Raw genomic sequence first — 20290 nt, 5'->3', positions numbered from 1 at the left:
GCCCTCCCGTACGTTGCTCTGCACAGGTCGAGTCGCTAGGTTGCGCACGAGCCGCCCTGCACCGGAGGACCTGCGCACTGCCTGACCCGCGTACCGACGAAGACCGCCCTGCCCGACCCGTGGCCGAGACCCCCGAGGTGACCTGGTGCCCCTTCCCACGCTGACCCCCGAGCAGCGCGCCGCCGCGCTGGAGAAGGCCGCCGCCGCCCGCCGCGCCCGCGCCGAGGTCAAGAGCCGGCTCAAGCACTCGGGCGCGAGCATCGGGGAGGTCATCCGCGCGGGCCAGTCCGACGACGTCGTCGGCAAGATGAAGGTCTCGGCCCTGCTGGAGTCGCTGCCGGGCGTGGGCAAGGTGCGCGCGAAGCAGATCATGGAGCGGCTCGGCATCGCCGAGACCCGGCGGGTGCGGGGCCTCGGTGCGAACCAGGCCGCTGCGCTGGAGCGCGAGTTCCCGGCCCGGGAGGCGTGACCCGCCTGCTGGTGCTGTCCGGTCCCTCCGGCGTCGGCAAGACGACGGTGGTCCGCCAGCTGCGCGAGCGCCACCCCGAGGTCTGGGTCTCCGTCTCCGCCACGACGCGCTTCCCGCGGCCCGGCGAGGTCGACGGCGTGCACTACACCTTCGTCGGCGACGAGGAGTTCGACCGGCTGGTCGCCGACGACGCCCTGCTCGAGTGGGCCGAGTTCGCCGGCAACCGCTACGGCACCCCCCGCCAGGGCGTCGAGCGCCGGCTGGCCGACGGCGTCCCGGTCGTGCTCGAGATCGACCTGCAGGGCGCGCGGCAGGTGCGCGAGCGCGTCCCGGACGCGCTGCTCGTCTTCGTCGCACCGCCGTCGTGGGACGAGCTGGTGCGGCGCCTCTCCGGGCGCGGCACCGAGGCCCCCGACGTCGTCGAGCGGCGCCTCGAGGTCGCCCGCACCGAGCTGGCGGCCGAGCCGGAGTTCGACGTCACGCTCGTCAACACGAGCGTCGACGAGGTCTGCGACGCGCTCGTGGGACTGCTGGAGCGCTGAGCCCGGGCGCTGGGCCCCCCCGATCCCCGTGATCATGCACGACTCGGGGCGCGGCGGCCTGGGGTACCCTGGGACGCTGGCCCGCTCTGGAAGGAAGTCTGCGTGTCTGGAACCTCCGCCGTCCCCGAGGGCATCACCAACCCCCCGATCGACGAGCTGCTCGCAGCGACCGACAGCAAGTACAGCCTCGTCATCTACTCGGCGAAGCGCGCGCGCCAGATCAACGCCTACTACTCCCAGCTCGGCGAGGGCCTGCTGGAGTACGTCGGCCCGCTGGTGGAGACCCACCCGCACGAGAAGCCGCTGTCCATCGCGCTGCGCGAGATCAACAGCGACCTGCTGACCGCCGAGCCGATCGACCAGCCGTAGCGGTCCGGCTCGGCTGACCCGGCGGGAGGTCCGGCGCTCGTGGCGCGCGTCGTGCTCGGCGTCGCCGGCGGCATCGCGGCGTACAAGGCCTGCGAGCTGCTGCGCCGGCTGCGCGAGTCCGGCCACGCCGTCCGCGTCGTCCCCACCGCCTCGGCGCTGCGCTTCGTCGGCGCGGCGACCTGGGAGGCGCTGTCCGGGGAGCCGGTGCACACCGAGGTGTGGGACTCCGTCCCCGAGGTCGAGCACGTGCGCCTCGGCCGCGAGGCGGACCTCGTCATGGTCGTGCCCGCCACCGCCGACCTGCTCGCCCGCGCCGCGCACGGGCAGGCCGACGACCTGCTCACCAGCGTGCTGCTCACCGCGCGCTGCCCGGTGGTGCTCGCCCCCGCGATGCACACCGAGATGTGGGAGCACCCCGCCACCCGCGACAACGTCGCGCTGCTGCGCTCGCGCGGCACGCTCGTCGTCGACCCCACCGTGGGGCGGCTGACCGGCGCCGACAGCGGCCCCGGCCGGCTGCCGGAGCCCGAGCAGCTCGCCGAGGTCGCCCGCGCGGTGCTCGCGCGGGGCGGGCTCGCCCGCGACCTCGCCGGGCGCCACGTCGTGGTCTCCGCCGGCGGGACCCGCGAGCCGCTCGACCCCGTCCGCTTCCTCGGCAACCGCTCCTCGGGCCGGCAGGGCGTCGCCCTCGCGACCACGGCGCTCGCCCGCGGCGCGCGGGTCACGCTGCTCGCCGCCCACCTGGCCGTCCCGGCGCCCGCGGGGGTCGAGGTCGTGCCCGTGCCCACTGCCGCCGCCCTGCTCGACGCTGCGGTCGCCGCCGCGCCCTTGGCCGACGCCGTCGTCATGGCCGCCGCGGTCGCGGACTTCCGCCCGGTGACGACGGCCGCCACCAAGATCAAGAAGTCGCGCGGCGGCGTGCCGCAGGTCGAGCTGGAGCAGACGGCCGACGTCCTCGCGGCGCTCGTGGCCGCGCGCCGGGACGGCCAGGTCGTCGTCGGGTTCGCCGCCGAGACCGGCGACGCGAGCGGGGACGCGCTGGCGCACGGGCGCGCGAAGCTCGCGGCGAAGGGGTGCGACCTGCTCGTCGTCAACGAGGTGGGCGGTCCGGGCCACCCCACCGGCTTCGAGGGCGAGCGCAACGCCGGCGTCGTGCTGCTGCGGGAGGGCGGGGAGGTGCCCGTGCCGCTCGGCAGCAAGGAGGCGCTCGCCGACCTCGTCTGGGACCTCGTGTCCGAGCGCTGGGACTCACCGCTCCCTCGCTGAGACCGCTCGCAGCGCGGGGGTGCCGCCGGACCCGCTCCCGATAGACTCCGGACGTCCGTCGAGCCACCTCCCCGAGGAGCCCCGTGTCGCGCCGCCTCTTCACGTCCGAGTCCGTCACCGAGGGCCACCCGGACAAGATCGCTGACCGCATCAGCGACTCGATCCTCGACGCCCTGCTGCGGGACGACCCGAAGAGCCGCGTCGCCGTCGAGACCCTCATCACGACCGGCCAGGTGCACGTCGCGGGCGAGGTCACCACCTCGACCTACGCCGACATCCCGGGCATCGTGCGCGACGCGGTCCTCGACATCGGCTACGACTCCTCCGCCAAGGGCTTCGACGGCCGCTCCTGCGGCGTCTCGGTCTCGATCGGCGCCCAGTCGCCCGACATCGCCCAGGGCGTCGACGCCGCGTACGAGGCGCGGGTCGAGGGCGACGAGGACCCGCTCGACCGCCAGGGCGCGGGCGACCAGGGCCTGATGTTCGGCTACGCCAACGACGACACCCCCGAGCTGCTGCCGCTGCCGATCGCGCTGGCGCACAAGCTCGCCCAGCGGCTCTCCCAGGTCCGCAAGGACGGCGTCCTGCCCTACCTGCGGCCGGACGGCAAGACCCAGGTGACGATCGAGTACGACGGGGACCGCGCCGTCCGCCTCGACACCGTCGTCGTCTCCAGCCAGCACGCGGGCGACATCGACATCGAGGGCCTGCTCGCCCCCGACATCGAGAACGAGGTCATCAAGCCCGTCCTCGCCTCGCTGCCCGAGGGGCTGTCCGCCGAGGGCCACCGGCTGCTCGTCAACCCGACCGGGAAGTTCGAGATCGGCGGCCCCATGGGCGACGCCGGCCTCACCGGCCGCAAGATCATCGTCGACACCTACGGCGGCTACGCCCGCCACGGCGGCGGCGCGTTCTCCGGCAAGGACCCGTCCAAGGTCGACCGCTCCGCCGCGTACGCGATGCGCTGGGTCGCGAAGAACGTCGTCGCTGCCGGGCTCGCCCGCCGCTGCGAGGTGCAGGTGGCGTACGCCATCGGCAAGGCGGAGCCGGTGGGCCTGTTCGTCGAGACCTTCGGGACCGGCACGGTGCCGGACGAGCAGATCCAGGACGCCGTCAGCACGGTGTTCGACCTGCGGCCCGCGGCGATCATCCGCGACCTCGACCTGCTCCGCCCGATCTACGCGCAGACCTCGGCGTACGGCCACTTCGGCCGCGAGCTCCCCGACTTCACCTGGGAGCGCACCGAGCGCGCCGAGGCGCTCCAGCGCGCCGTCAAGGGCTAGCCGCCGCTGCTGCTCCGCAGCAGGCTCCGCACGTCCCGAGGGGGCGCCCGACCGCGGTCGGGCGCCCCTCGCGCGTCCGTCCCCCCGTGCCACTTGATCAGGCTGCCTGATCGAGTAGGGGTCCGGCCGCACGAGGTCGGCGCCGTACCGACGAGATCTCGTCCGTCCCGCGCACACCTGGTACGGCCGGGCGGGCGGCGCGACGTGGCCGGGCGCCGCGCGCGCCGGGCACCGGGCAGTGGACGGCCCCGGCGCGGCGTCGGCGCCGGCTGGTAGACAGGCGGGCGTGACGACGGCCGGCCCCGAGCAGCAGCAGGGGACCGCCGAGGCGCCGCACACCGTGCCGCACGAGCAGCTCGCCCTCGTGCGCGAGCGCGTGCGACGCGCGGCGCCGAAGCCGGTGGACCCGCCCGCGGCCGAGCTGCCCGTCGCCCGGGTCGCGCTCGACGTGCCCCTCGCCCACCTGGACCGCCCGTTCGACTACCTCGTGCCCGAGGGCATGTCCGCCGGCGCGCAGCCCGGGACCAGGGTGCGGGTCCGCTTCGCCGGGCGCGACGTCGACGGCTTCGTCGTCGCGCGCGAGCCGGGGTCGGACCACCCGGGGCGGCTCGAGCGCGTACGCCGGCTGGTCAGCCCGGAGCCCGTGCTCCACCCCGAGGTGCTGGAGCTCGCCCGCCGGGTGGCCGACCGCTACGCCGGCACGCTCACCGACGTCCTGCGCCTGGCCGTGCCGCCGCGCCACGCCGCCGCCGAGGCCGAGCCGGCGGCAGAGCAGGAGCCGGCAGCCCTCCCGGTCGCCGATCCCGCCGCGTGGGCGGACTACGACGGCGGACCGGCGGCCCTGGCGGCGCTCGCGGACGGTGCGTCCCCGCGCGTCGTCTGGGCGGTGCTGCCGGGACCGCGGTGGGCGGCCGAGGTCGCCCAGGCCGTCGTGGCCACTGCGGCGTCCGGGCGCGGCGCGCTCGTCCTCGCCCCCGACCAGCGCGACGTCGACCGGCTCGACGCCGCGCTCACCGAGCGGCTCGGCGAGGGCCGGCACGTCGTGCTCACGGCGGGGCTCGGGCCGGCCGAGCGCTACCGGCGCTACCTGCGCGCGTCGCGCGGCGAGGTGCGCGTCGTCCTCGGGACGCGGGCGGCCGCCTTCGCCCCGGTGCAGGACCTCGGCCTCGTCCTCGTCTGGGACGACGGCGACGACAGCCTCGCCGAGCCGCGCGCGCCGTACCCGCACGCCCGGGAGGTCGCGCTGCTCCGCGCCTCCGCTGCGTCGTCGGCAGGGCGCCCGCCTGCGCTGGTGCTGGCCGGCCACGCGGTCACCGCGGAGGGGGCGCTGCTCGTCCGCAGCGGGTGGGCGGCACCCTTGCGGGCGCCCCGCGACGTCGTGCGCGCCCGGGCTCCTCGCGTCGTCGTGCCGGAGCGCGAGCCGGGGGGCGAGGACCCGCTGGCGGTGGCGGCGCGGATCCCGACCGCGGCGTGGCGGGCGGCGAGCGCCGCGCTCGAGCGGGGCCCGGTGCTGGTCCAGGTCCCGCGGCTGGGCTACCTCGTCCGGCTCGCCTGCTCGCGCTGCCGCACGCCCACCGCCTGCCCGTCGTGCTCCGGCCCGCTGGCGCTCCCCGCCCCTGGTACGTCCGACGCGGACCTCCCGGCCGCGCTGCGGTGCCGGTGGTGCGCGACCCAGGTGCCCGGCTGGCGCTGCCCGGTCTGCTCCTCGCCCGGGCTGCGCGCCGTGCAGGTGGGCGCCGAGCGCACTGCCGAGGAGCTCGGGCGGGCCTTCCCACGTGCCCGCGTCCTGCAGAGCACGGGGGAGCGGTCCCGGGCGCGGGTGCCCGACCGGCCGGCCATCGTCGTCGCCACCCCCGGGGTCGAGCCCGTCGCCGACGCCGGCTACGCCGCCGCGCTGCTCCTCGACGGCGGCGCCATGCTCGCCCGGCCCGCCCTGCGCGCGCAGGAGGACGCGCTGCGCCGCTGGCTCGACGCCGCCTCGCTCGTGCGACCCGCCGGCGAGGGCGGGACCGTCGTCGTCTGCCTCGAGGGCGAGCGCCCGGTCGTCTCGGCGCTGCTGCGCTGGGACCCCTTCGGCCACGGGCTCGCCGAGCTCGAGGAGCGCGAGCCGCTCGGCCTGCCCCCGGCCGCCCGCGTCGCCGTGCTCAGCGGCGCCCCCGCCACGGTCGCGGAGGCTGCGGTCGAGCTCGACCGTCTCGTGCGCGAGGCCCGCCTCGACGGCGTACGCGCCGGCAGCGTCCTCGAGCTCGAGCCGGAGCCGCGCCCCGGCTCGGCGCCCGAGCCCCGCGCCCGGGTGCTCGTCCGCGCCCCGCGCCGCAGCGGCGCCGGGCTGGCCGCCGCCCTGGCCGCGCTGCAGGCCGGGAGGAGCGCGCGGCGGGCGCGCGACCCGCTGCGCGTGGTCGTCGATCCCGTCGACCTCGGGTGAGCGACCGGGGGATGGGCGACGGGCTGAGCGACCGTCACTGGGCGACGGGCTGAGCGACGGGGAGGGCTCGCGCCCCCGCCTAGACTGGAGCCCATGGCCATCCAGCCCATCCGCCTGTTCGGCGACCCCGTGCTGCGCACGCCCGCGGCGCCGGTCGAGGTCTTCGACAAGGAGCTCCGCGTCCTCGTCAAGGACCTCACCGAGACCATGCTGGAGGCGCCCGGGGCCGGGCTGGCGGCACCGCAGATCGGGGTCTCGCTGCGGGTCTTCACCTACAACGTCGACGGCGTGGTGGGCCACCTCGTCAACCCGAGCCTCGAGCTCTCCGACGAGACGCAGGACGGCGAGGAGGGCTGCCTCTCGCTGCCCGGCTTCAGCGTCGACTGCCGCCGCGCGCTCCGGGTGGCGGCGAAGGGGTTCAACGAGTTCGGCGAGCCCGTGGTCCTCGAGGGCAGCGAGCTGCTCGCCCGCTGCGTGCAGCACGAGACCGACCACCTCGACGGCATCCTGTTCATCGACCGCCTCGACCGCGAGCAGCGCAAGCTCGCCCTCCGCATGATGCGCGAGTCCGAGTGGTTCGGGCAGCCGGCGCCCGTCGTGCGCCTCAGCCCGCACGCCACCTTCGGGGCCGGCCGCTAGTGCGCCTGGTCTTCGCCGGCACCCCCGAGGTCGCCGTCCCGTCGCTCGACGCCCTGCTCGCGAGCGGGCACGAGGTCGTCGCCGTCGTCACCCGCCCCGACGCCCCCGCCGGGCGTGGTCGTCGCCTCACCCCGAGCCCCGTGGCCGAGCGGGCCGCCGCCGAGGGCGTCGAGGTGCTCAAGCCGGAGCGGGTCCGCGACCCGAGGTTCCTCGACCGGCTGCGCGAGCTCGCGCCGGACTGCTGCCCCGTCGTCGCGTACGGCGCCCTGGTCCCGCCCGTCGCGCTCGAGGTCCCGCCGCGCGGCTGGGTCAACCTCCACTTCAGCCTGCTCCCCGCCTGGCGCGGTGCCGCCCCCGTGCAGCGCGCCGTGCTGGCGGGCGACGACGTCACCGGCGCGACCACCTTCCTGCTCGAGGAGGGCCTCGACACCGGCCCGGTCCTCGGCACGCTCACCGAGACCGTGCGCCCGGCCGACACCAGCGGCGACCTGCTCGGCCGGCTCGCCACCGCGGGGGCGGGCCTGCTCGTCGCCACCCTCGACGCGCTGGAGGACGGCTCCGCCCTCCCGGTGGCGCAGCCGACCGACGGCATCAGCCTCGCGCCGAAGCTGACCGTCGACGACGCCCGCGTGCGGTGGGACGAGCCGGCGTTCGCCGTCGACCGCCGGGTCCGCGCCTGCACGCCCGCTCCCGGGGCGTGGTCCACGCTGCGCGGCGAGCGGGTCCGGCTGGGGCCCGTCCGCCCGCTGCGCGACGCCGACCCGCTCGCCCCCGGCGAGCTCGTGGTCGACAAGGCGGGCGCACGGGTCGGCACCGCGACCGGGCCCGTCCTCCTCGGCGAGGTGCGCCCGGCCGGCAGGAAGCCGATGGCGGCGGCGGACTGGCTGCGCGGGCTGCGGCCCGAGCCGGGGGAGCGCTTCGCGTGAGCCCCGCCGCGGGGAGCGCCGCCCGCGACGTCGCCTACGCGGTCCTGCGCGCGGTGAGCTCGCGCGACGCGTACGCCAACCTCGTGCTGCCGGCCCTGCTCCGCGAGCGCGACCTCTCCACGCGCGACGCGGCGCTGGCGACCGAGCTCGCCTACGGCACGCTGCGGGCGAGCGGCACCTACGACGCGGTCCTCGCCACGCTCGTCGACCGCCCGCTGCACCGCATCGACCCGCCGGTGCTCGACGCCCTCCGCCTCGGCGCGCACCAGCTGCTCGCCACCCGGATCCCCAGCCACGCGGCGGTCTCCGAGAGCGTCGAGCTCGTCCGCCGGGAGGCGCGCAGCGCGACCGGCTTCGTCAACGCCGTGCTGCGCAAGGTCGGGCGACAGGACCTCGTCGCGTGGACCGAGGAGCTGGGACGCGACCAGGACGCGCTCGGCCGGCTCGCGCTGCGCCACGCGCACCCGCGCTGGGTCGCCGCCGCCTTCGCCGACGCCCTCGACGGCGACCTCGGCGAGGTCGAGCGCGCGCTCGAGGCCGACAACGCCGCGCCCAGCGTCACCCTCGTCGCCCGCCCGGGCCGCGCCGTCCCCGAGGAGCTCGACGGGACCCGGCCCACCCGCTGGTCGCCGTACGCCCGGGTGCTCGAGTCCGGCGACCCCGGCCGCCTGCCCGCCGTGCGCAGCGGCGCCGCCGGGGTGCAGGACGAGGGCAGCCAGCTCGTCGCCCTCGCCCTCGCCGCGGCGCCGCTGGACGGGCCCGACGCCCGCTGGCTCGACGGCTGCGCGGGACCGGGTGGCAAGGCCGCGCTGCTCGCCGCGCTCGCCGGGCAGCGGGGCGCCGACCTGCTCGCGGTCGAGCGCGCGCCGCACCGGGCGCGGCTGGTCCGCCAGGCCCTCGGCGACGACGCGACGGTGCTCACCGCCGACACGACCACCCGGCCGTACCGCGCCGGCAGCTTCGACCGCGTGCTCGTCGACGTGCCGTGCAGCGGGCTCGGCGCGCTGCGCCGGCGTCCAGAGGCCCGGTGGCGGCGCACGCCGCAGGACGTCGCCGGCCTCGGCTCGCTCCAGCGCGAGCTGCTGAGGGCCGCGCTCGACGGCGTGCGCCCCGGCGGCGTCGTCGCGTACGCCACGTGCAGCCCGCACCTCGCCGAGACGCGCGGGGTCGTCGACGACGTGCTCGCGGAGCGCGACGACGCCGACTGGCTCGACGCGCGGGACGCCCTGCGCACGGCGACCGGGCAGGACCTGCCCGAGCTCGGCGCGGGTCCCGACGTGCAGCTCTGGCCGCACCGGCACGGGACCGACGCGATGTACCTCGCCCTGCTGCGCAAGGACGCCGCTTCCTAGACTGCCCGAGTGACGATCCGCCTGACGCCGAGCATCCTCAACTCCGACTTCAGCGACCTGCGGGGGGAGATCGGGCGCATCGCCGACGCCGCGGACTGGGTGCACGTCGACGTCATGGACGGCCACTTCGTCCCCAACCTCACGCTCGGCCTGCCGGTCGTCGAGCGGCTCGCACAGGCGAGCCCGCTGCCGCTGGACTGCCACCTCATGATCGAGGCCCCCGACCGCTGGGCACCGGCGTACGCGGAGGCGGGCGCCCGGTCGGTGACCTTCCACGCCGAGGCCGTCAGCGCCCCGCTGCGGACGGCCCGCGAGATCCGCGCCCGCGGCGCGCGGGCCGGGCTCGCGCTCAACCCGGCGACGCCGGTCGAGCCGTACGCCGAGCTGCTCGCGGAGTTCGACATGGTGCTCGTCATGACGATCGAGCCCGGCTTCGGCGGCCAGCCGTTCCTGGACTCGGTGCTGCCGAAGCTGCGCCGCACCCGCGAGCTCATCGACGCCTCGGGGGGCGAGCTGTGGCTGCAGGTCGACGGGGGCGTCGGGCTGCAGACGATCGAGCGCGTGGTCGAGGCGGGCGCGGACACGATCGTCGCGGGCTCGGCGGTCTACGGCAGCGCCGACCCGGCGGCGGCGTGCCGGGAGCTGCGGGCCGCGGGCGAGGCGGCGCGCCCTACGGCAGCGAGATGAGCACGACCGCGCCGGTCGCGGCGCCCAGGCCCACGACCTGGGCGAGGACGAGCCGCTCGCGGAGCACGGCCTGGGCGAGCAGCACGGTGCTGACGGGGTAGAGCGAGGCGAGCAGCCCCGTCACCGCCAGCACGCCGTGCGCCGTCGCGAGCAGGTAGAGCGCGTTGGCCGACATGTCGAGCACGCCGGCGCCCACGACGAGCGGCAGGCTCGGCCGGGGGAGCCGGATGCTGCGCCGGGTGGCCGTGGCGAGGGTGACGACGAGCAGGATCGAGGCCGCGCGGGCGCCGACGAGCGGCCAGAGCCCCGCCTCCGAGCGGGCCTGGTCGAGCGTGACGAAGAAGACCCCGAAGCCCGCTCCCGCGAGCAGGGGAGCGCCGAGCCGGCTGTGCCGCAGCGTCTGCCAGGACGGCAGTCCGCCCTCGGCGCTGATGAGGACGACGGCCACGAGGGCCAGCACGATGCCGACGAGCGCGGCCGCCGTGACGGCGTCCCCGAGGGCGAGGCCGACGAGGACCGGCGCGGCGGCGGCGCTCACCGCCGTGACCGGCGCGGCCACGCTCATCACGCTCGTCGCGAGTGCGCGGTAGAACACGAGCAGCCCGCAGCCGCCGCCGAGCCCGGACGCCACGCCCCAGGCGATGTCGCCGGCCGTCGGGTCCTCGCCCAGCCCGGGGACGGACACGAGCAGCGCGAGCAGCGCGAGCAGGCCGGCGGCCTGCGAGACGACGACGACCGGCAGGGTGCCCGCGCGCCGGGTCGCCAGGCCGCCGCAGAAGTCCGACGAGCCGTAGACGACGGCGGAGAGCAGCGCGAGCAGGACGCCCACCGGACCTCCTGTTCACGAAGGGAGTGCACTAGGCTGATCACCTAGTGCAGTGCAGTGCTCCGTCTGTTGTAGCACTCTGCTGCACCGCCAGGCCACTGCGATCACCCGGAGCGTCCCGTGCCCGATGCCGACGCCGTCGCCGCGGCCGTCGCCCGCAACACCCGCCGGCTGCGCCAGGAGCGCGGGTGGACGCTCGAGGTCCTCGCCGGCCGCGCCGGGCTGAGCAAGGGCATGCTCGTCCAGGTCGAGCAGGCGCGCACCAACCCCAGCCTGCAGACGCTGTGCCGGCTCGCCGAGGCCATCGGCGTCACGCTCGCCCGGCTCGTCGAGCTCGACGAGGCGCCCGCGGTGCGCGTCGTCAGCGCGGACCAGGCCGCCGTGCTCTGGCGGCAGGGCGAGAGCCGGGCGACCCTGCTCGTCGGCTCCGACCGGCGCGAGCACGTCGAGCTCTGGGAGTGGGTGCTCGCGCCGGGCCAGGTGCACGAGAGCGAGGAGCACGCGCCGGGCACGCAGGAGCTGCTCCACGTGCTCGAGGGTGCGCTGCTGCTCGAGGTCGACGGGACGACCCACCGCGTCGGGACCGGCGGGGCGGCGGTGTTCCAGGCCGACCGCGGCCACGCGTACCGCTCGGCGGGGGAGACCGCCCTCCGGTTCACGATGACCGTCGTGCAGCCGGAGAGCGACCTCGACCCGGCGGTCTTCCGGTCCGCCGCGCCCGACGCTCAGTCGTAGGAGCGGATGACCCGGACCGACAGGGCGAGCATCACCGCGCCCGCGACCGCCACCACCGCGTACGCCGCGAGCACCCGGCCGCCGATGCCGTCGTCGAGGATCAGCGCGCGCATCCCCTCCATGATGTAGGTCACCGGGTTGATGCTCGCCGCGACCTCCATGGGCCGGGTCAGCATGTGGCGCGGCACGAAGCTCGGGGTGAGGAAGAGCAGCGGGAAGAAGATGAGCCCGCCGGACTGGGTCGCGGCGGCGCTCCGCGTCGTCAGCGCGATGAGCTGCATGAAGCCCGAGTAGACGACGGCCCAGCCGGCGGCGAGCACGACGAGCAGCACGAAGCCGACGAGCCCGCTGGCGATGCGGACCCCGAACGGCAGCGCCACGAGGACCATGACCGTCGTGATGCCGACGTTCTTCACCGCCTCGGCGACGAGCCGGCCGAGCACGATCGAGGACCGGCTGACCGGCGTCGCCCGCAGCTTGTCGAAGTAGCCGCCCTCGATCTCCTCGACGAGGTAGAGCGCCGCGCTGCCGAACGACGCGGCCAGCAGGATCGAGCTGGGCAGCTGGAACGCGGCGTACGACTGGCCGTGCAGGAAGCCGGTCGAGCCCCTGGGGAAGATGCGCCCCGCCTGTCCGACGTTGACGACGAGGAAGAACAGCGGGATCAGCAGCGTCGGGACGAGGGCGTCGGGCTGGCGCAGCGACTCACGCACCGCGCGACGGCCGAGGACCACGGTGTCGCTCATGCCCGCACCTCCTGCACGTCGCCCTCGACCCGCTGCCGCGTCCCGCCGACCGCGTCGAGGAAGACGTCGTCGAGCGTGGGGTCGGCGTCCAGGCCCCGGCGCGACCGCAGCTCGTCCTTCAGCGAGCGCGGGCTCCCCTCCCGGACGATCCGGCCCGCGCTGATGATGGCGAGCCGGCCGCACAGGGCGTCGGCCTCCTCGAGGTACTGCGTGGTGAGGAAGACCGTCGTGCCCTCGCGGTTGATGCGGCGCACCTCGTCCCACACGGTCAGCCGGCTCGCGGGGTCCAGCCCTGTCGTCGGCTCGTCGAGGAAGAGCACCTCCGGCTGGTGCACGAGCGCGGAGGCCAGGTCGAGCCGGCGCTTCATCCCGCCCGAGTAGCCCTTGATGCGGCGGTCGGCGGCCTCCGTGAGGTCGACCAGCTCGAGCAGCTCCTGCGCGCGCTGCTTCGCCTGGGCGGCGGGCGAGCCGAACAGCTGGGCCTGCAGGACGAGCAGCTCGCGCGCGGTCTGCCGGGGGTCGAGCCCGGCCTCCTGCAGCGCGACGCCGATGCGCCGCCGGGCGACGTCCGGCTCGGTGGTGACGTCCGCACCGGCGACCCGGGCGCTGCCCGAGGTGATCGTCAGCAGGGTCGTGAGCATGCGCACGGTCGTCGACTTGCCGGCACCGTTGGGGCCGAGGAACCCGAACACCTCGCCGCGCTCGACCCGCAGGTCGACGCCGCGCACCGCCTCGACGGCTCCTCCGCGGCCCTTGTAGGTCTTGACGAGCCCGGTCGCCTCGACGGCAGCACCCGGGCTGGAGGACTGGACGGGCACGTGGCCACCTCGCATCTGATCCATGCTCCAGAGACGGTCCTCGCCGGGCACGCTCATCGCCAGGCGTCCCCCCGGCTCAGTCGAGCGCGAGTCCGGCGGCCGGCTGGTCGATGCAGAGCACGTTGCCCTCGGAGTCCGTGAACCAGGCGGCGTAGCCCATCCCCTCGTGGTAGGCGATGCCGTCGGTCCAGGTCGTGCCCGGCAGGTCGTACTGCTCGAACACGACGCCGCGCGCGCGCAGCTCCTTCGCCTCGGTCTGGATGTCAGTGACGTGGAACTGGGCGAGGGTGTGGCCGGCCTGGCCGGCGTGCTCGGTCTGGTAGACGCTGAAGAGCGTGTCGCCGGCGCGGTAGACGACCATCCCGCCGAGGTCCTGGGCGGGCTCGAAGCCGAGCACCTCGCTGTAGAAGGCCTTCGCGCGGCCGATGTCGGCGGCGGGGATGTTGGCGGTGACGCGGCTGTCGCTGAGCATGGCCCCTCCTCGGGGAGCGGACGACGGTGCTGCACGTGCTCGCGACGCTAGCCGCGGCTCCGGCCCAGGTCCACGTACGGACGGGCACGCCGGTCCGCCACCTGGACCGCAGCCTGCTCCCGTCGGAATCAGGAATCCCGGAGCGTGAGAGGCTGTTGGACGCGTACAGCGACGCGTGCCCCGGGGTCGGTGCAATTCCGAACCGGCGGTGACAGTCCGCGACCCGGCAGCAGCCAGCTGCCGGCTGACCCGGTGCGACTCCGGGACCGACGGTGAGAGTCCGGACGGGAGGCGGCACGCGGCGGGACGGCGGGAGCGCCGTGCCGTCGCCCCTGCCTGCCCCCACCCACGGACGCGCGTCCGGACCACCCGGCACCCGCCGGGACGGAGCGGAGGCGAGGTGAGCGCGGTGGCGGGCCCCGAGGAGGTCGCGGCGATGCGCCGCGCCGTCGAGCTGGCCGCGCTCGGGCTCCCCACGGCGTCCCCCAACCCGGTCGTCGGGTGCGTCCTGCTCGCCCCCGACGGCACGACCGTCGGTGAGGGCTGGCACGAGCGGCCCGGCGGGCCGCACGCCGAGGTCGCCGCCCTCCGCGACGCGGGGGAGCGCGCCCGCGGCGCCACGGCCGTCGTCACCCTCGAGCCCTGCCGCCACACCGGCCGAACCGGGCCGTGCACCACGGCGCTGCTCGAGGCCGGCGTGCGCCGCGTCGTGTACGCCGTCCCCGACCCCTCGGCCGTCGCCGGGGGCGGCGGTGCGCTGCTGCGCGCCGCCGGCGTCGAGGTGGAGGAGGGCCTGCTCCGCGACGAGGCCGAGGCCGGCAACGCGCGGTGGCTCTTCGCCGCCCGCCACAGCCGCCCGCGCGTGACGTGGAAGTACGCCGCCACCCTCGACGGGCGCGTCGCCGCTGCCGACGGCACGAGCCGCTGGATCACCAGCCCGGAGGCGCGCCTCGACGTGCACCGGCTGCGCGCCGAGCACGACGCGGTCGTCGCGGGCGTCGGCACTGTGCTCGCCGACGACGCCCACCTGGCGGTCCGGCTCGACGAGCCCGTCGCGCGCCAGCCCCTGCGCGTCGTCGTCGACAGCAGCGGGCGCACCCCCGCCGGAGCCCGCGTGCGCGACGACGCCGCCCCGACCTGGGTCGCGACCGCCGCCGAGGTCGGGACGGGTCCCGACGGCCGGGTCGACCTGGAGGCGCTGCTGCGCATCTTGGTCGACCGCGGCGTGCTCACGGCCTTCGTCGAGGGCGGGCCGACGCTGGCCTCCGCGCTGCTGCGCGCCGGGCTCGTCGACCGCGTCGTCGCGTACGTCGCCCCCGCCCTGCTGGGCGCCGGCCCCGCGGCCGTCGCCGACCTCGGCGTCACCACCATCGCCGACGCCCGTCGGCTCACCGTCACGGACCTGCGCAGCGTCGGTCCCGACATCCGGATCACGCTCGAACCGAAGGAGGGGTGACCGGTGTTCACCGGCATCATCGAGGAGCTCGGCACCATCGAGGCCGTCGAGCAGCTGGCCGACAGCGCCCGGCTGCGGGTGCGCGGCCCGCTCGTGACGAGCGACGCCGTGCACGGCGCGAGCATCGCGGTCAACGGCGTGTGCCTCACCGTCGTCGAGCTCGCGGAGGGCGCGTTCACCGCCGACGTGATGCAGGAGACCCTCGACCGCTCGGCGCTCGGCGGGTTGGGCGCGGGCGACCGGGTCAACCTCGAGCGCCCGGTGCGCCTGCAGGACCGGCTCGGCGGCCACGTCGTCCAGGGCCACGTCGACGGCGTCGGCACGGTCGCCTCGCGCACGCCCGGCGAGAAGTGGGAGGTGGTGCGCGTCGCGCTCCCGGCCGGCCTGCGCCGCTACGTCGTCGAGAAGGGCTCGATCACCGTCGACGGCATCTCGCTCACCGTGAGCGCGGTCGGTCCCGACTGGTTCGAGGTCAGCCTCATCCCCACCACCCTCGAGCTCACCACGCTCGGCACCAAGCAGCCGGGCGCACCGGTCAACCTGGAGGTCGACGTGCTCGCGAAGTACGTCGAGAACCTCCTGCAGCACAGCACGTCCGAGGAGTCAGCATGACGCAGGAGCAGCCCGTCCTCGACACGGTCGACCGCGCGATCGCGGAGATCGCGGCGGGGCGACCGGTGGTCGTCGTCGACGACGCCGACCGCGAGGACGAGGGCGACATCATCTTCGCCGCGGAGCACGCGACCCCCGAGCTCGTCGCGTTCCTCGTCAAGCACACCTCGGGCTACGTCTGCGTCTCGCTGCCCGAGGAGGAGGCCGAGCGGCTCGACCTCCCGCCGATGACGCGCGTCAACGAGGACCGGCGGCAGACGGCGTACTCCGTGACGGTGGACGCCCGTGAGGGCGTGACGACCGGCATCTCGGCGACCGACCGCGCGCGGACCATCAGGCTGCTCGCCTCGGCGCAGACCTCGCCCGACGACCTCATCCGGCCGGGCCACGTCGTGCCCCTGCGCGCCCGCAGCGGCGGCGTGCTCCACCGCGCCGGGCACACCGAGGCCGCGGTCGACCTCGCCCGGCTCGCCGGCCTGCGCGCCGCCGGCGTGCTCGCCGAGGTCGTGAGCGACGAGCGGCCCGGCGACATGGCGCGGCTGCCCGAGCTGCGCCGGTTCGCCGACGAGCACGGGCTCGCGCTCGTCTCGATCGCCGACCTCATCGCCTACCGCCGGCGCTTCGACCGCCAGGTGGAGCGCATCGCCGACACGCGGCTGCCCACGGCGTTCGGGGAGTTCCGCGCGGTCGGCTACCGCGACCAGGTCGACGGTGCCGAGCAGATGGCCCTGGTCATGGGCGACATCGGCGACGGCGAGGACGTCCTCGTGCGCGTGCACTCGGAGTGCCTCACCGGCGACGCGTTCGCCTCGCTGCGCTGCGACTGCGGCCCGCAGCTGCACGCGGCGCTCGAGGCGGTCGCCGAGCAGGGCCGGGGCGTCGTGCTGTACCTGCGCGGCCACGAGGGCCGGGGGATCGGGCTGCTGCAGAAGCTCCGGGCCTACGCCCTGCAGGACGCCGGCGCCGACACGGTCGAGGCGAACCTCGCGCTCGGCCTGCCCGCCGACGCCCGCACCTACGGCAGCGGCGCCCAGGTCCTCGCCGACCTCGGCATCAAGACGATGCGGCTGCTGACCAACAACCCGACCAAGCGGGCGGGGCTGGAGGGCTACGGCCTGCGCATCACCGGTACGGTTCCGCTGGCGGTCGCGGCCACCCGCGACAACCTGCACTACCTGCAGACGAAGCGCGACCGGATGGGTCACGAGCTGCCCGACCTCCCGGAGCAGCTGCTCGAGGACGACATCACCACGGTCGCCGGGGAGAGGAGCGCGCCGTGAGCGGCGAGGGAGCACCGGTCGTCCACGCGGACGGGTCGGGCCTGCGGGTCGCCGTGGTGGCGGCCCGCTGGCACGAGGAGATCATGCAGGGCCTGCTCGACGGGGCCCTGCGCGCGCTGGCGGACTGCCAGGTCGCCGACCCCGTGGTCCTGCGCGTCCCCGGCACCTTCGAGCTGCCGGTGGCCGCGGCCCGGCTGGCCCGCGGCGGCTACGACGCCGTCGTCGCGCTCGGCGTGGTCATCCGCGGTGGCACCCCGCACTTCGACTACGTCTGCTCCGCGGCGACCCTCGGGCTGACCGACGTCACGACGAGCACCGGGGTCCCCGTCGGCTTCGGCGTGCTGACCTGCGACGACGAGCAGCAGGCCTACGCGCGCAGCGGGCTGCCCGGGTCCCAGGAGGACAAGGGGTACGAGTCGGCGAGCGCCGCCGTCGGCACGGCGGTCGTGCTGCGCGACGTGCTGGAGGGACGGGCGTGAAGTCGTTCGAGCAGCTGTGGGCCGAGCTGTCGGAGAAGGCCGTGACCCGGCCGGCCGGGTCGGGCACCGTCGAGGAGCTGGACCGGGGCGTCCACTTCATCGGCAAGAAGGTGCTGGAGGAGGCCGCCGAGTCCTGGATGGCCGCCGAGCACGAGTCGCCGGAGCGGGCCGCCGAGGAGATCAGCCAGCTGCTCTACCACGCGCAGGTCCTCATGATCGCCAAGGGCCTGACCCTCGACGACGTCTACGCCCACCTGTAGGAGCCCCGTGAGCAGCACCACCCTCGTCGTCGCCCCCGAGGTCGCGGAGGCCCTCGCCGCCGGCGGCCCCGTCGTCGCGCTCGAGAGCACGATCATCAGCCACGGGCTGCCGCGGCCCCGCAACCTCGAGGTCGCCCGCGCCGTCGAGCAGGCCGTGCGCGAGGAGGGCGCCGTCCCCGCCACCATCGGCGTGGTCGGCGGGGTCGCCCGCGTGGGGCTCGACGAGGAGGCCCTGCAGCTGCTGGCGACGAGCGACGACGTCGACAAGGCCTCGGTCCGCGACCTCGGGACCGTGGCGGCCCTGCGCCGCGACGCCGCCACGACGGTCGCCGCGACCTCCGCGCTCGCCGCACGGGCCGGGATCCAGGTCTTCGCGACGGGCGGGCTCGGGGGAGTCCACCGCGAGGCGTCCGCCACGTGGGACGAGTCCGCGGACCTCGTCGCGCTGGCGCGTACGCCGCTGGTCGTCGTCTGCGCCGGCGTGAAGTCGATCCTCGACGTCCCCGCCACCCTCGAGCGGCTCGAGTCCCTCTCGGTGCCGGTGCTGGGCTTCCGGTCGCGGCGCTTCCCCGGCTTCTACCTCAGCGACTCGGGCTACGAGCTCGACTGGCAGGTAGACAGTGCCGAGCAGGTCGCCGACGTCGTGCGAGCCCGCCGCGAGCTCGGCATCCACCGCGAGACCGTGCTCGTCGCGAACCCGCTGCCGGTCAACGAGCAGGTCGACCCCGCGCTGCACGACGCGGTCCTGCAGCAGGCGCTCAGCGAGCTGCGCGAGGGGCACGTCACCGGCAAGGCGGTGACGCCGTTCCTGCTCGAGCGGTTCCACGAGCGCACCGGCGGCGAGAGCCTGCGCGCCAACATCGCGATCATCCTCGCCAACTCGCGGCTGGCCGCCCGGATCGCCGTCGCGCTCGCGTCCTGACGCCGGTGGCCCCGCGGGTGGTGGTCGTCGGCGACCTCGTCGCCGACGTGGTCGTCCGGCTCCCGGGTCCGGTACGCCCCGGCACCGACACCGGCGCGGCCATCTCCACCTCGGGCGGCGGGTCCGCGGCGAACACGGCGGCCTGGCTCGCCTCGCTCGGGCTCGACGTGCTGCTCGTCGCCCGTGTCGGCGACGATCTCCCGGGCCGCTCGCTCGCAGCCGAGCTCGCGGCCGCGGGGGTGGCGACGGCGCTCGCGGTCGACCCCGACCGGCCGACCGGCGCGCTGGTGAGCCTGGTCGCCCCCGACGGCGAGCGCTCGATGCTCGTCGACCGCGGGGCGAACGACGCGCTCCGCCCGGCTGACGTCCCGGACCTCGCCGGCGCCGACCTGCTCCACCTGTCGGGCTACGCGCTGCTCCACGAGGGCTGCCGCGACGCCGGCCTCGCCGCTCTCGCCGCGGCGCACGCGGCCGGCGTCCCCGTGAGCGTCGACCCCTCCTCGGCCGGGCCGCTGCGCGACGCCGGGCCGGCGGAGTTCCTGCGCTGGACGGCGGGCTGCGCGCTCGCCACGCCCAACGACGCGGAGGCCGAGGTGCTCACCGGCAGCGCCGACCCTGCCGCCGCGGCCCACGAGCTGGGCCGGCACTACCGCTCGGTCGTCGTCACCTGCGGCGCCGACGGCGCGGTCGCGTACGCCGGCGGCCGGCTGCACTGGACCCGCGCCCCGCGCGCCGAGGTCGTCGACACGACGGGGGCGGGCGACGCGTACACCGCGGGGCTGCTGGCCGCGCGCCTCGGCGGCGCGGACTGGCCGGAGGCGATGGACGCCGGAGCCGCGCTCGCGGCCCGCGCCGTGGCCGCGGTGGGCGCCCGCCCGCGCTAGGAGCGCAGCGCCGCGCGCAGCAGCGGGACGAGCTCGCCGCTGCGCCGCAGCGAGCCGACGAGCTCGTGCCCGCCCACCGGCCAGCCGTGCAGCGCCACCGTGGGCAGGTCCGCCAGGCGCAGCGCGTGCTCGGAGTCCCGGCCGTGCGTCCGGCAGTAGTGCACGTGCACGCCGTCCGCCGGGTGCGCGGCGAGCACCTCGCGGGCGTCGAGCAGCTCGGGCGTGGGCGTGGTCGCGGCGAGCAGGGCGCGCCGCTCCTCCCAGACGCTGGGGTCGCTGCCGCCCTCGAGCAGCGTCGTGCGCGGGGCGAAGGCGTGGACGGCGTCAGCGCCGAGCAGCGCACCGGCGACGAGGGCGGCGTACGCGCCGGCGGAGTTCCCGACGACGACCAGCCGTCCGGGAGCGGCGGAGGCGAGCAGGCCGCGCAGGTGCTCGACCAGGGCCGGCAGCGTGGACCCGGCACCGCGGGCGCCGGCGTGGTACCAGAAGCGGGCGTGGTCGCGGACGGCGAGCGTGCGGCAGCCGAGCTCGCCCCCGACGCGCCCGAACTCGAACGGCGGGGCGCCCGCGGTGCCGAACATCCCGCCGAAGGCCAGCAGCACCGGCCCCTCGCCCGCGAGCGACGCGCAGACGCCGGCACCGTCGTCGGCGAAGGCCGCCCGCTCCTCCTCGCCCGCGCGCCAGCCGCCGAGGTCGGGGGTCGGTACCGTGGCGTCCGACCCGAGCCACGCGGGTCGCTCGACCAGCTCGGGTCGGGGGGCGGGCAGGACGACGGGCGCGTCGAGCGCCGCGGCGAGGGTGTCCGTCACGGAGGTCCTGTCGGGCAGCAGCAGCGGGGGGCG

General features: G+C 76.4%; 23 protein-coding genes and 1 riboswitch. Of the genes, 18 read left to right on the top strand and 5 right to left on the bottom strand.

The genetic code is table 11. The features are described from left to right. The first annotated feature begins 145 nt into the window (after positions 1–145). From mihF to rpe, 10 genes are all read left to right on the top strand, one after another. Positions 146–469, top strand: coding sequence for an integration host factor, actinobacterial type (mihF, locus tag EV189_RS05720; protein ID WP_130492011.1), 324 nt, complete (start codon positions 146–148; stop codon positions 467–469). After that, positions 466–1011: a guanylate kinase gene (gmk, locus tag EV189_RS05715; RefSeq protein WP_231116111.1), complete on the top strand. Its 546-nt coding sequence runs from the start codon at positions 466–468 to the stop codon at positions 1009–1011. The genes mihF and gmk overlap by 4 nt, the downstream gene beginning before the upstream one ends. 102 nt (positions 1012–1113) lie before the next feature. Then, entirely contained in the window at positions 1114–1380 is a 267-nt protein-coding gene (gene rpoZ, locus EV189_RS05710; protein ID WP_130492010.1) for a DNA-directed RNA polymerase subunit omega, read from the top strand. Between the two features lie 39 nt (positions 1381–1419). Then, positions 1420–2646 carry a bifunctional phosphopantothenoylcysteine decarboxylase/phosphopantothenate--cysteine ligase CoaBC gene (gene coaBC / locus EV189_RS05705; RefSeq protein WP_130492009.1) on the top strand — a complete coding sequence of 409 codons (1227 nt, stop codon included), beginning with the start codon at positions 1420–1422 and terminating at the stop codon, positions 2644–2646. An 83-nt stretch (positions 2647–2729) separates the two neighbouring features. Further along, positions 2730–3929: a methionine adenosyltransferase gene (gene metK / locus EV189_RS05700; RefSeq protein WP_130492008.1), complete on the top strand. Its 1200-nt coding sequence runs from the start codon at positions 2730–2732 to the stop codon at positions 3927–3929. A gap of 286 nt (positions 3930–4215) precedes the next feature. Next, the gene (locus EV189_RS05695; RefSeq protein ID WP_165400153.1) at positions 4216–6354 is read left to right on the top strand and encodes a primosomal protein N'; all 2139 of its coding nucleotides are present in this window, start codon (positions 4216–4218) and stop codon (positions 6352–6354) included. Between the two features lie 93 nt (positions 6355–6447). Beyond that, the gene (gene def, locus EV189_RS05690; protein WP_130492007.1) at positions 6448–6993 is read left to right on the top strand and encodes a peptide deformylase; all 546 of its coding nucleotides are present in this window, start codon (positions 6448–6450) and stop codon (positions 6991–6993) included. Then, positions 6993–7919, top strand: coding sequence for a methionyl-tRNA formyltransferase (fmt, locus tag EV189_RS05685; protein ID WP_130492006.1), 927 nt, complete (start codon positions 6993–6995; stop codon positions 7917–7919). Before def ends, fmt begins: the two co-directional genes overlap by 1 nt. Beyond that, a complete protein-coding gene (locus EV189_RS05680; RefSeq protein WP_231116110.1) occupies positions 7916–9271 on the top strand; it encodes an RsmB/NOP family class I SAM-dependent RNA methyltransferase in 1356 nt (451 codons plus the stop codon). Before fmt ends, EV189_RS05680 begins: the two co-directional genes overlap by 4 nt. A 9-nt stretch (positions 9272–9280) precedes the next feature. Next, positions 9281–9958, top strand: coding sequence for a ribulose-phosphate 3-epimerase (gene rpe, locus EV189_RS05675; protein WP_130492005.1), 678 nt, complete (start codon positions 9281–9283; stop codon positions 9956–9958). On the opposite strand, the gene EV189_RS05670 is transcribed toward rpe, so the two are convergent. After that, complete coding sequence (locus EV189_RS05670) at positions 9942–10787, bottom strand: DMT family transporter (protein ID WP_130492004.1); 846 nt, start codon at positions 10785–10787, stop codon at positions 9942–9944. The genes rpe and EV189_RS05670 overlap by 17 nt on opposite strands. A gap of 117 nt (positions 10788–10904) precedes the next feature. Here EV189_RS05670 and EV189_RS05665 point away from each other — a divergent pair, with 117 nt between their 5' ends. Further along, positions 10905–11519, top strand: a complete 615-nt coding sequence (locus EV189_RS05665) for a helix-turn-helix domain-containing protein (RefSeq protein ID WP_130492003.1) — start codon at positions 10905–10907, stop codon at positions 11517–11519. On the opposite strand, the gene EV189_RS05660 is transcribed toward EV189_RS05665, so the two are convergent. From EV189_RS05660 to EV189_RS05650, 3 genes are all read right to left on the bottom strand, one after another. Beyond that, entirely contained in the window at positions 11510–12265 is a 756-nt protein-coding gene (locus tag EV189_RS05660; RefSeq protein ID WP_130492002.1) for an ABC transporter permease, read from the bottom strand. The genes EV189_RS05665 and EV189_RS05660 overlap by 10 nt on opposite strands. Further along, the gene (locus EV189_RS05655) at positions 12262–13083 is read right to left on the bottom strand and encodes an ABC transporter ATP-binding protein (protein WP_231116109.1); all 822 of its coding nucleotides are present in this window, start codon (positions 13081–13083) and stop codon (positions 12262–12264) included. The genes EV189_RS05660 and EV189_RS05655 overlap by 4 nt, the downstream gene beginning before the upstream one ends. A 76-nt stretch (positions 13084–13159) precedes the next feature. Beyond that, positions 13160–13555 (bottom strand): VOC family protein, encoded by a 396-nt coding sequence (locus EV189_RS05650; protein ID WP_130492001.1) that lies wholly within the window; start codon positions 13553–13555, stop codon positions 13160–13162. A 171-nt stretch (positions 13556–13726) separates the two neighbouring features. Further along, a riboswitch (FMN riboswitch) is annotated at positions 13727–13857 on the top strand. 107 nt (positions 13858–13964) lie between these two features. Here EV189_RS05650 and ribD point away from each other — a divergent pair. Genes ribD through EV189_RS05615 form a run of 7 tightly spaced genes read left to right on the top strand, consistent with a single transcriptional unit; the run spans position 13965 to position 19448 of the window. Continuing rightward, a complete protein-coding gene (ribD, locus tag EV189_RS05645) occupies positions 13965–15011 on the top strand; it encodes a bifunctional diaminohydroxyphosphoribosylaminopyrimidine deaminase/5-amino-6-(5-phosphoribosylamino)uracil reductase RibD (RefSeq protein ID WP_407938121.1) in 1047 nt (348 codons plus the stop codon). A gap of 3 nt (positions 15012–15014) precedes the next feature. After that, entirely contained in the window at positions 15015–15623 is a 609-nt protein-coding gene (locus EV189_RS05640; RefSeq protein WP_130492000.1) for a riboflavin synthase, read from the top strand. Continuing rightward, a complete protein-coding gene (locus EV189_RS05635; protein WP_130491999.1) occupies positions 15620–16903 on the top strand; it encodes a bifunctional 3,4-dihydroxy-2-butanone-4-phosphate synthase/GTP cyclohydrolase II in 1284 nt (427 codons plus the stop codon). The genes EV189_RS05640 and EV189_RS05635 overlap by 4 nt, the downstream gene beginning before the upstream one ends. Next, a complete protein-coding gene (gene ribH / locus EV189_RS05630; RefSeq protein ID WP_130491998.1) occupies positions 16900–17382 on the top strand; it encodes a 6,7-dimethyl-8-ribityllumazine synthase in 483 nt (160 codons plus the stop codon). The genes EV189_RS05635 and ribH overlap by 4 nt, the downstream gene beginning before the upstream one ends. Further along, complete coding sequence (locus EV189_RS05625) at positions 17379–17642, top strand: phosphoribosyl-ATP diphosphatase (RefSeq protein WP_130491997.1); 264 nt, start codon at positions 17379–17381, stop codon at positions 17640–17642. The genes ribH and EV189_RS05625 overlap by 4 nt, the downstream gene beginning before the upstream one ends. Positions 17643–17649: 7 nt before the next feature. Continuing rightward, a complete protein-coding gene (locus EV189_RS05620; RefSeq protein ID WP_130491996.1) occupies positions 17650–18564 on the top strand; it encodes a pseudouridine-5'-phosphate glycosidase in 915 nt (304 codons plus the stop codon). Between the two features lie 5 nt (positions 18565–18569). Beyond that, positions 18570–19448: a carbohydrate kinase family protein gene (locus EV189_RS05615; protein WP_231116107.1), complete on the top strand. Its 879-nt coding sequence runs from the start codon at positions 18570–18572 to the stop codon at positions 19446–19448. Here EV189_RS05615 and EV189_RS05610 read toward each other — a convergent pair. Further along, positions 19445–20257: a hypothetical protein gene (locus EV189_RS05610; protein WP_130491995.1), complete on the bottom strand. Its 813-nt coding sequence runs from the start codon at positions 20255–20257 to the stop codon at positions 19445–19447. The two genes, EV189_RS05615 and EV189_RS05610, sit on opposite strands and share 4 nt — an antisense overlap. Between the last annotated feature and the right edge of the window lie 33 nt (positions 20258–20290).

It is taken from the genome of Motilibacter rhizosphaerae (assembly GCF_004216915.1).
In the GTDB taxonomy this organism is placed as follows: domain Bacteria; phylum Actinomycetota; class Actinomycetes; order Motilibacterales; family Motilibacteraceae; genus Motilibacter; species Motilibacter rhizosphaerae.
This window is presented reverse-complemented; position numbering and strand designations above follow the sequence as displayed.

Excerpts from the sequence above, each read along its gene's own strand:
- def (WP_130492007.1), top strand. The coding sequence starts at position 6,448 with ATGGCCATCCAGCCCATCCGCCTGTTCGGCGACCCCGTGCTGCGCACG.
- EV189_RS05660 (WP_130492002.1), bottom strand. The coding sequence starts at position 12,265 with ATGAGCGACACCGTGGTCCTCGGCCGTCGCGCGGTGCGTGAGTCGCTG.
- EV189_RS05650 (WP_130492001.1), bottom strand. The coding sequence starts at position 13,555 with ATGCTCAGCGACAGCCGCGTCACCGCCAACATCCCCGCCGCCGACATC.
- EV189_RS05635 (WP_130491999.1), top strand. The coding sequence starts at position 15,620 with ATGACGCAGGAGCAGCCCGTCCTCGACACGGTCGACCGCGCGATCGCG.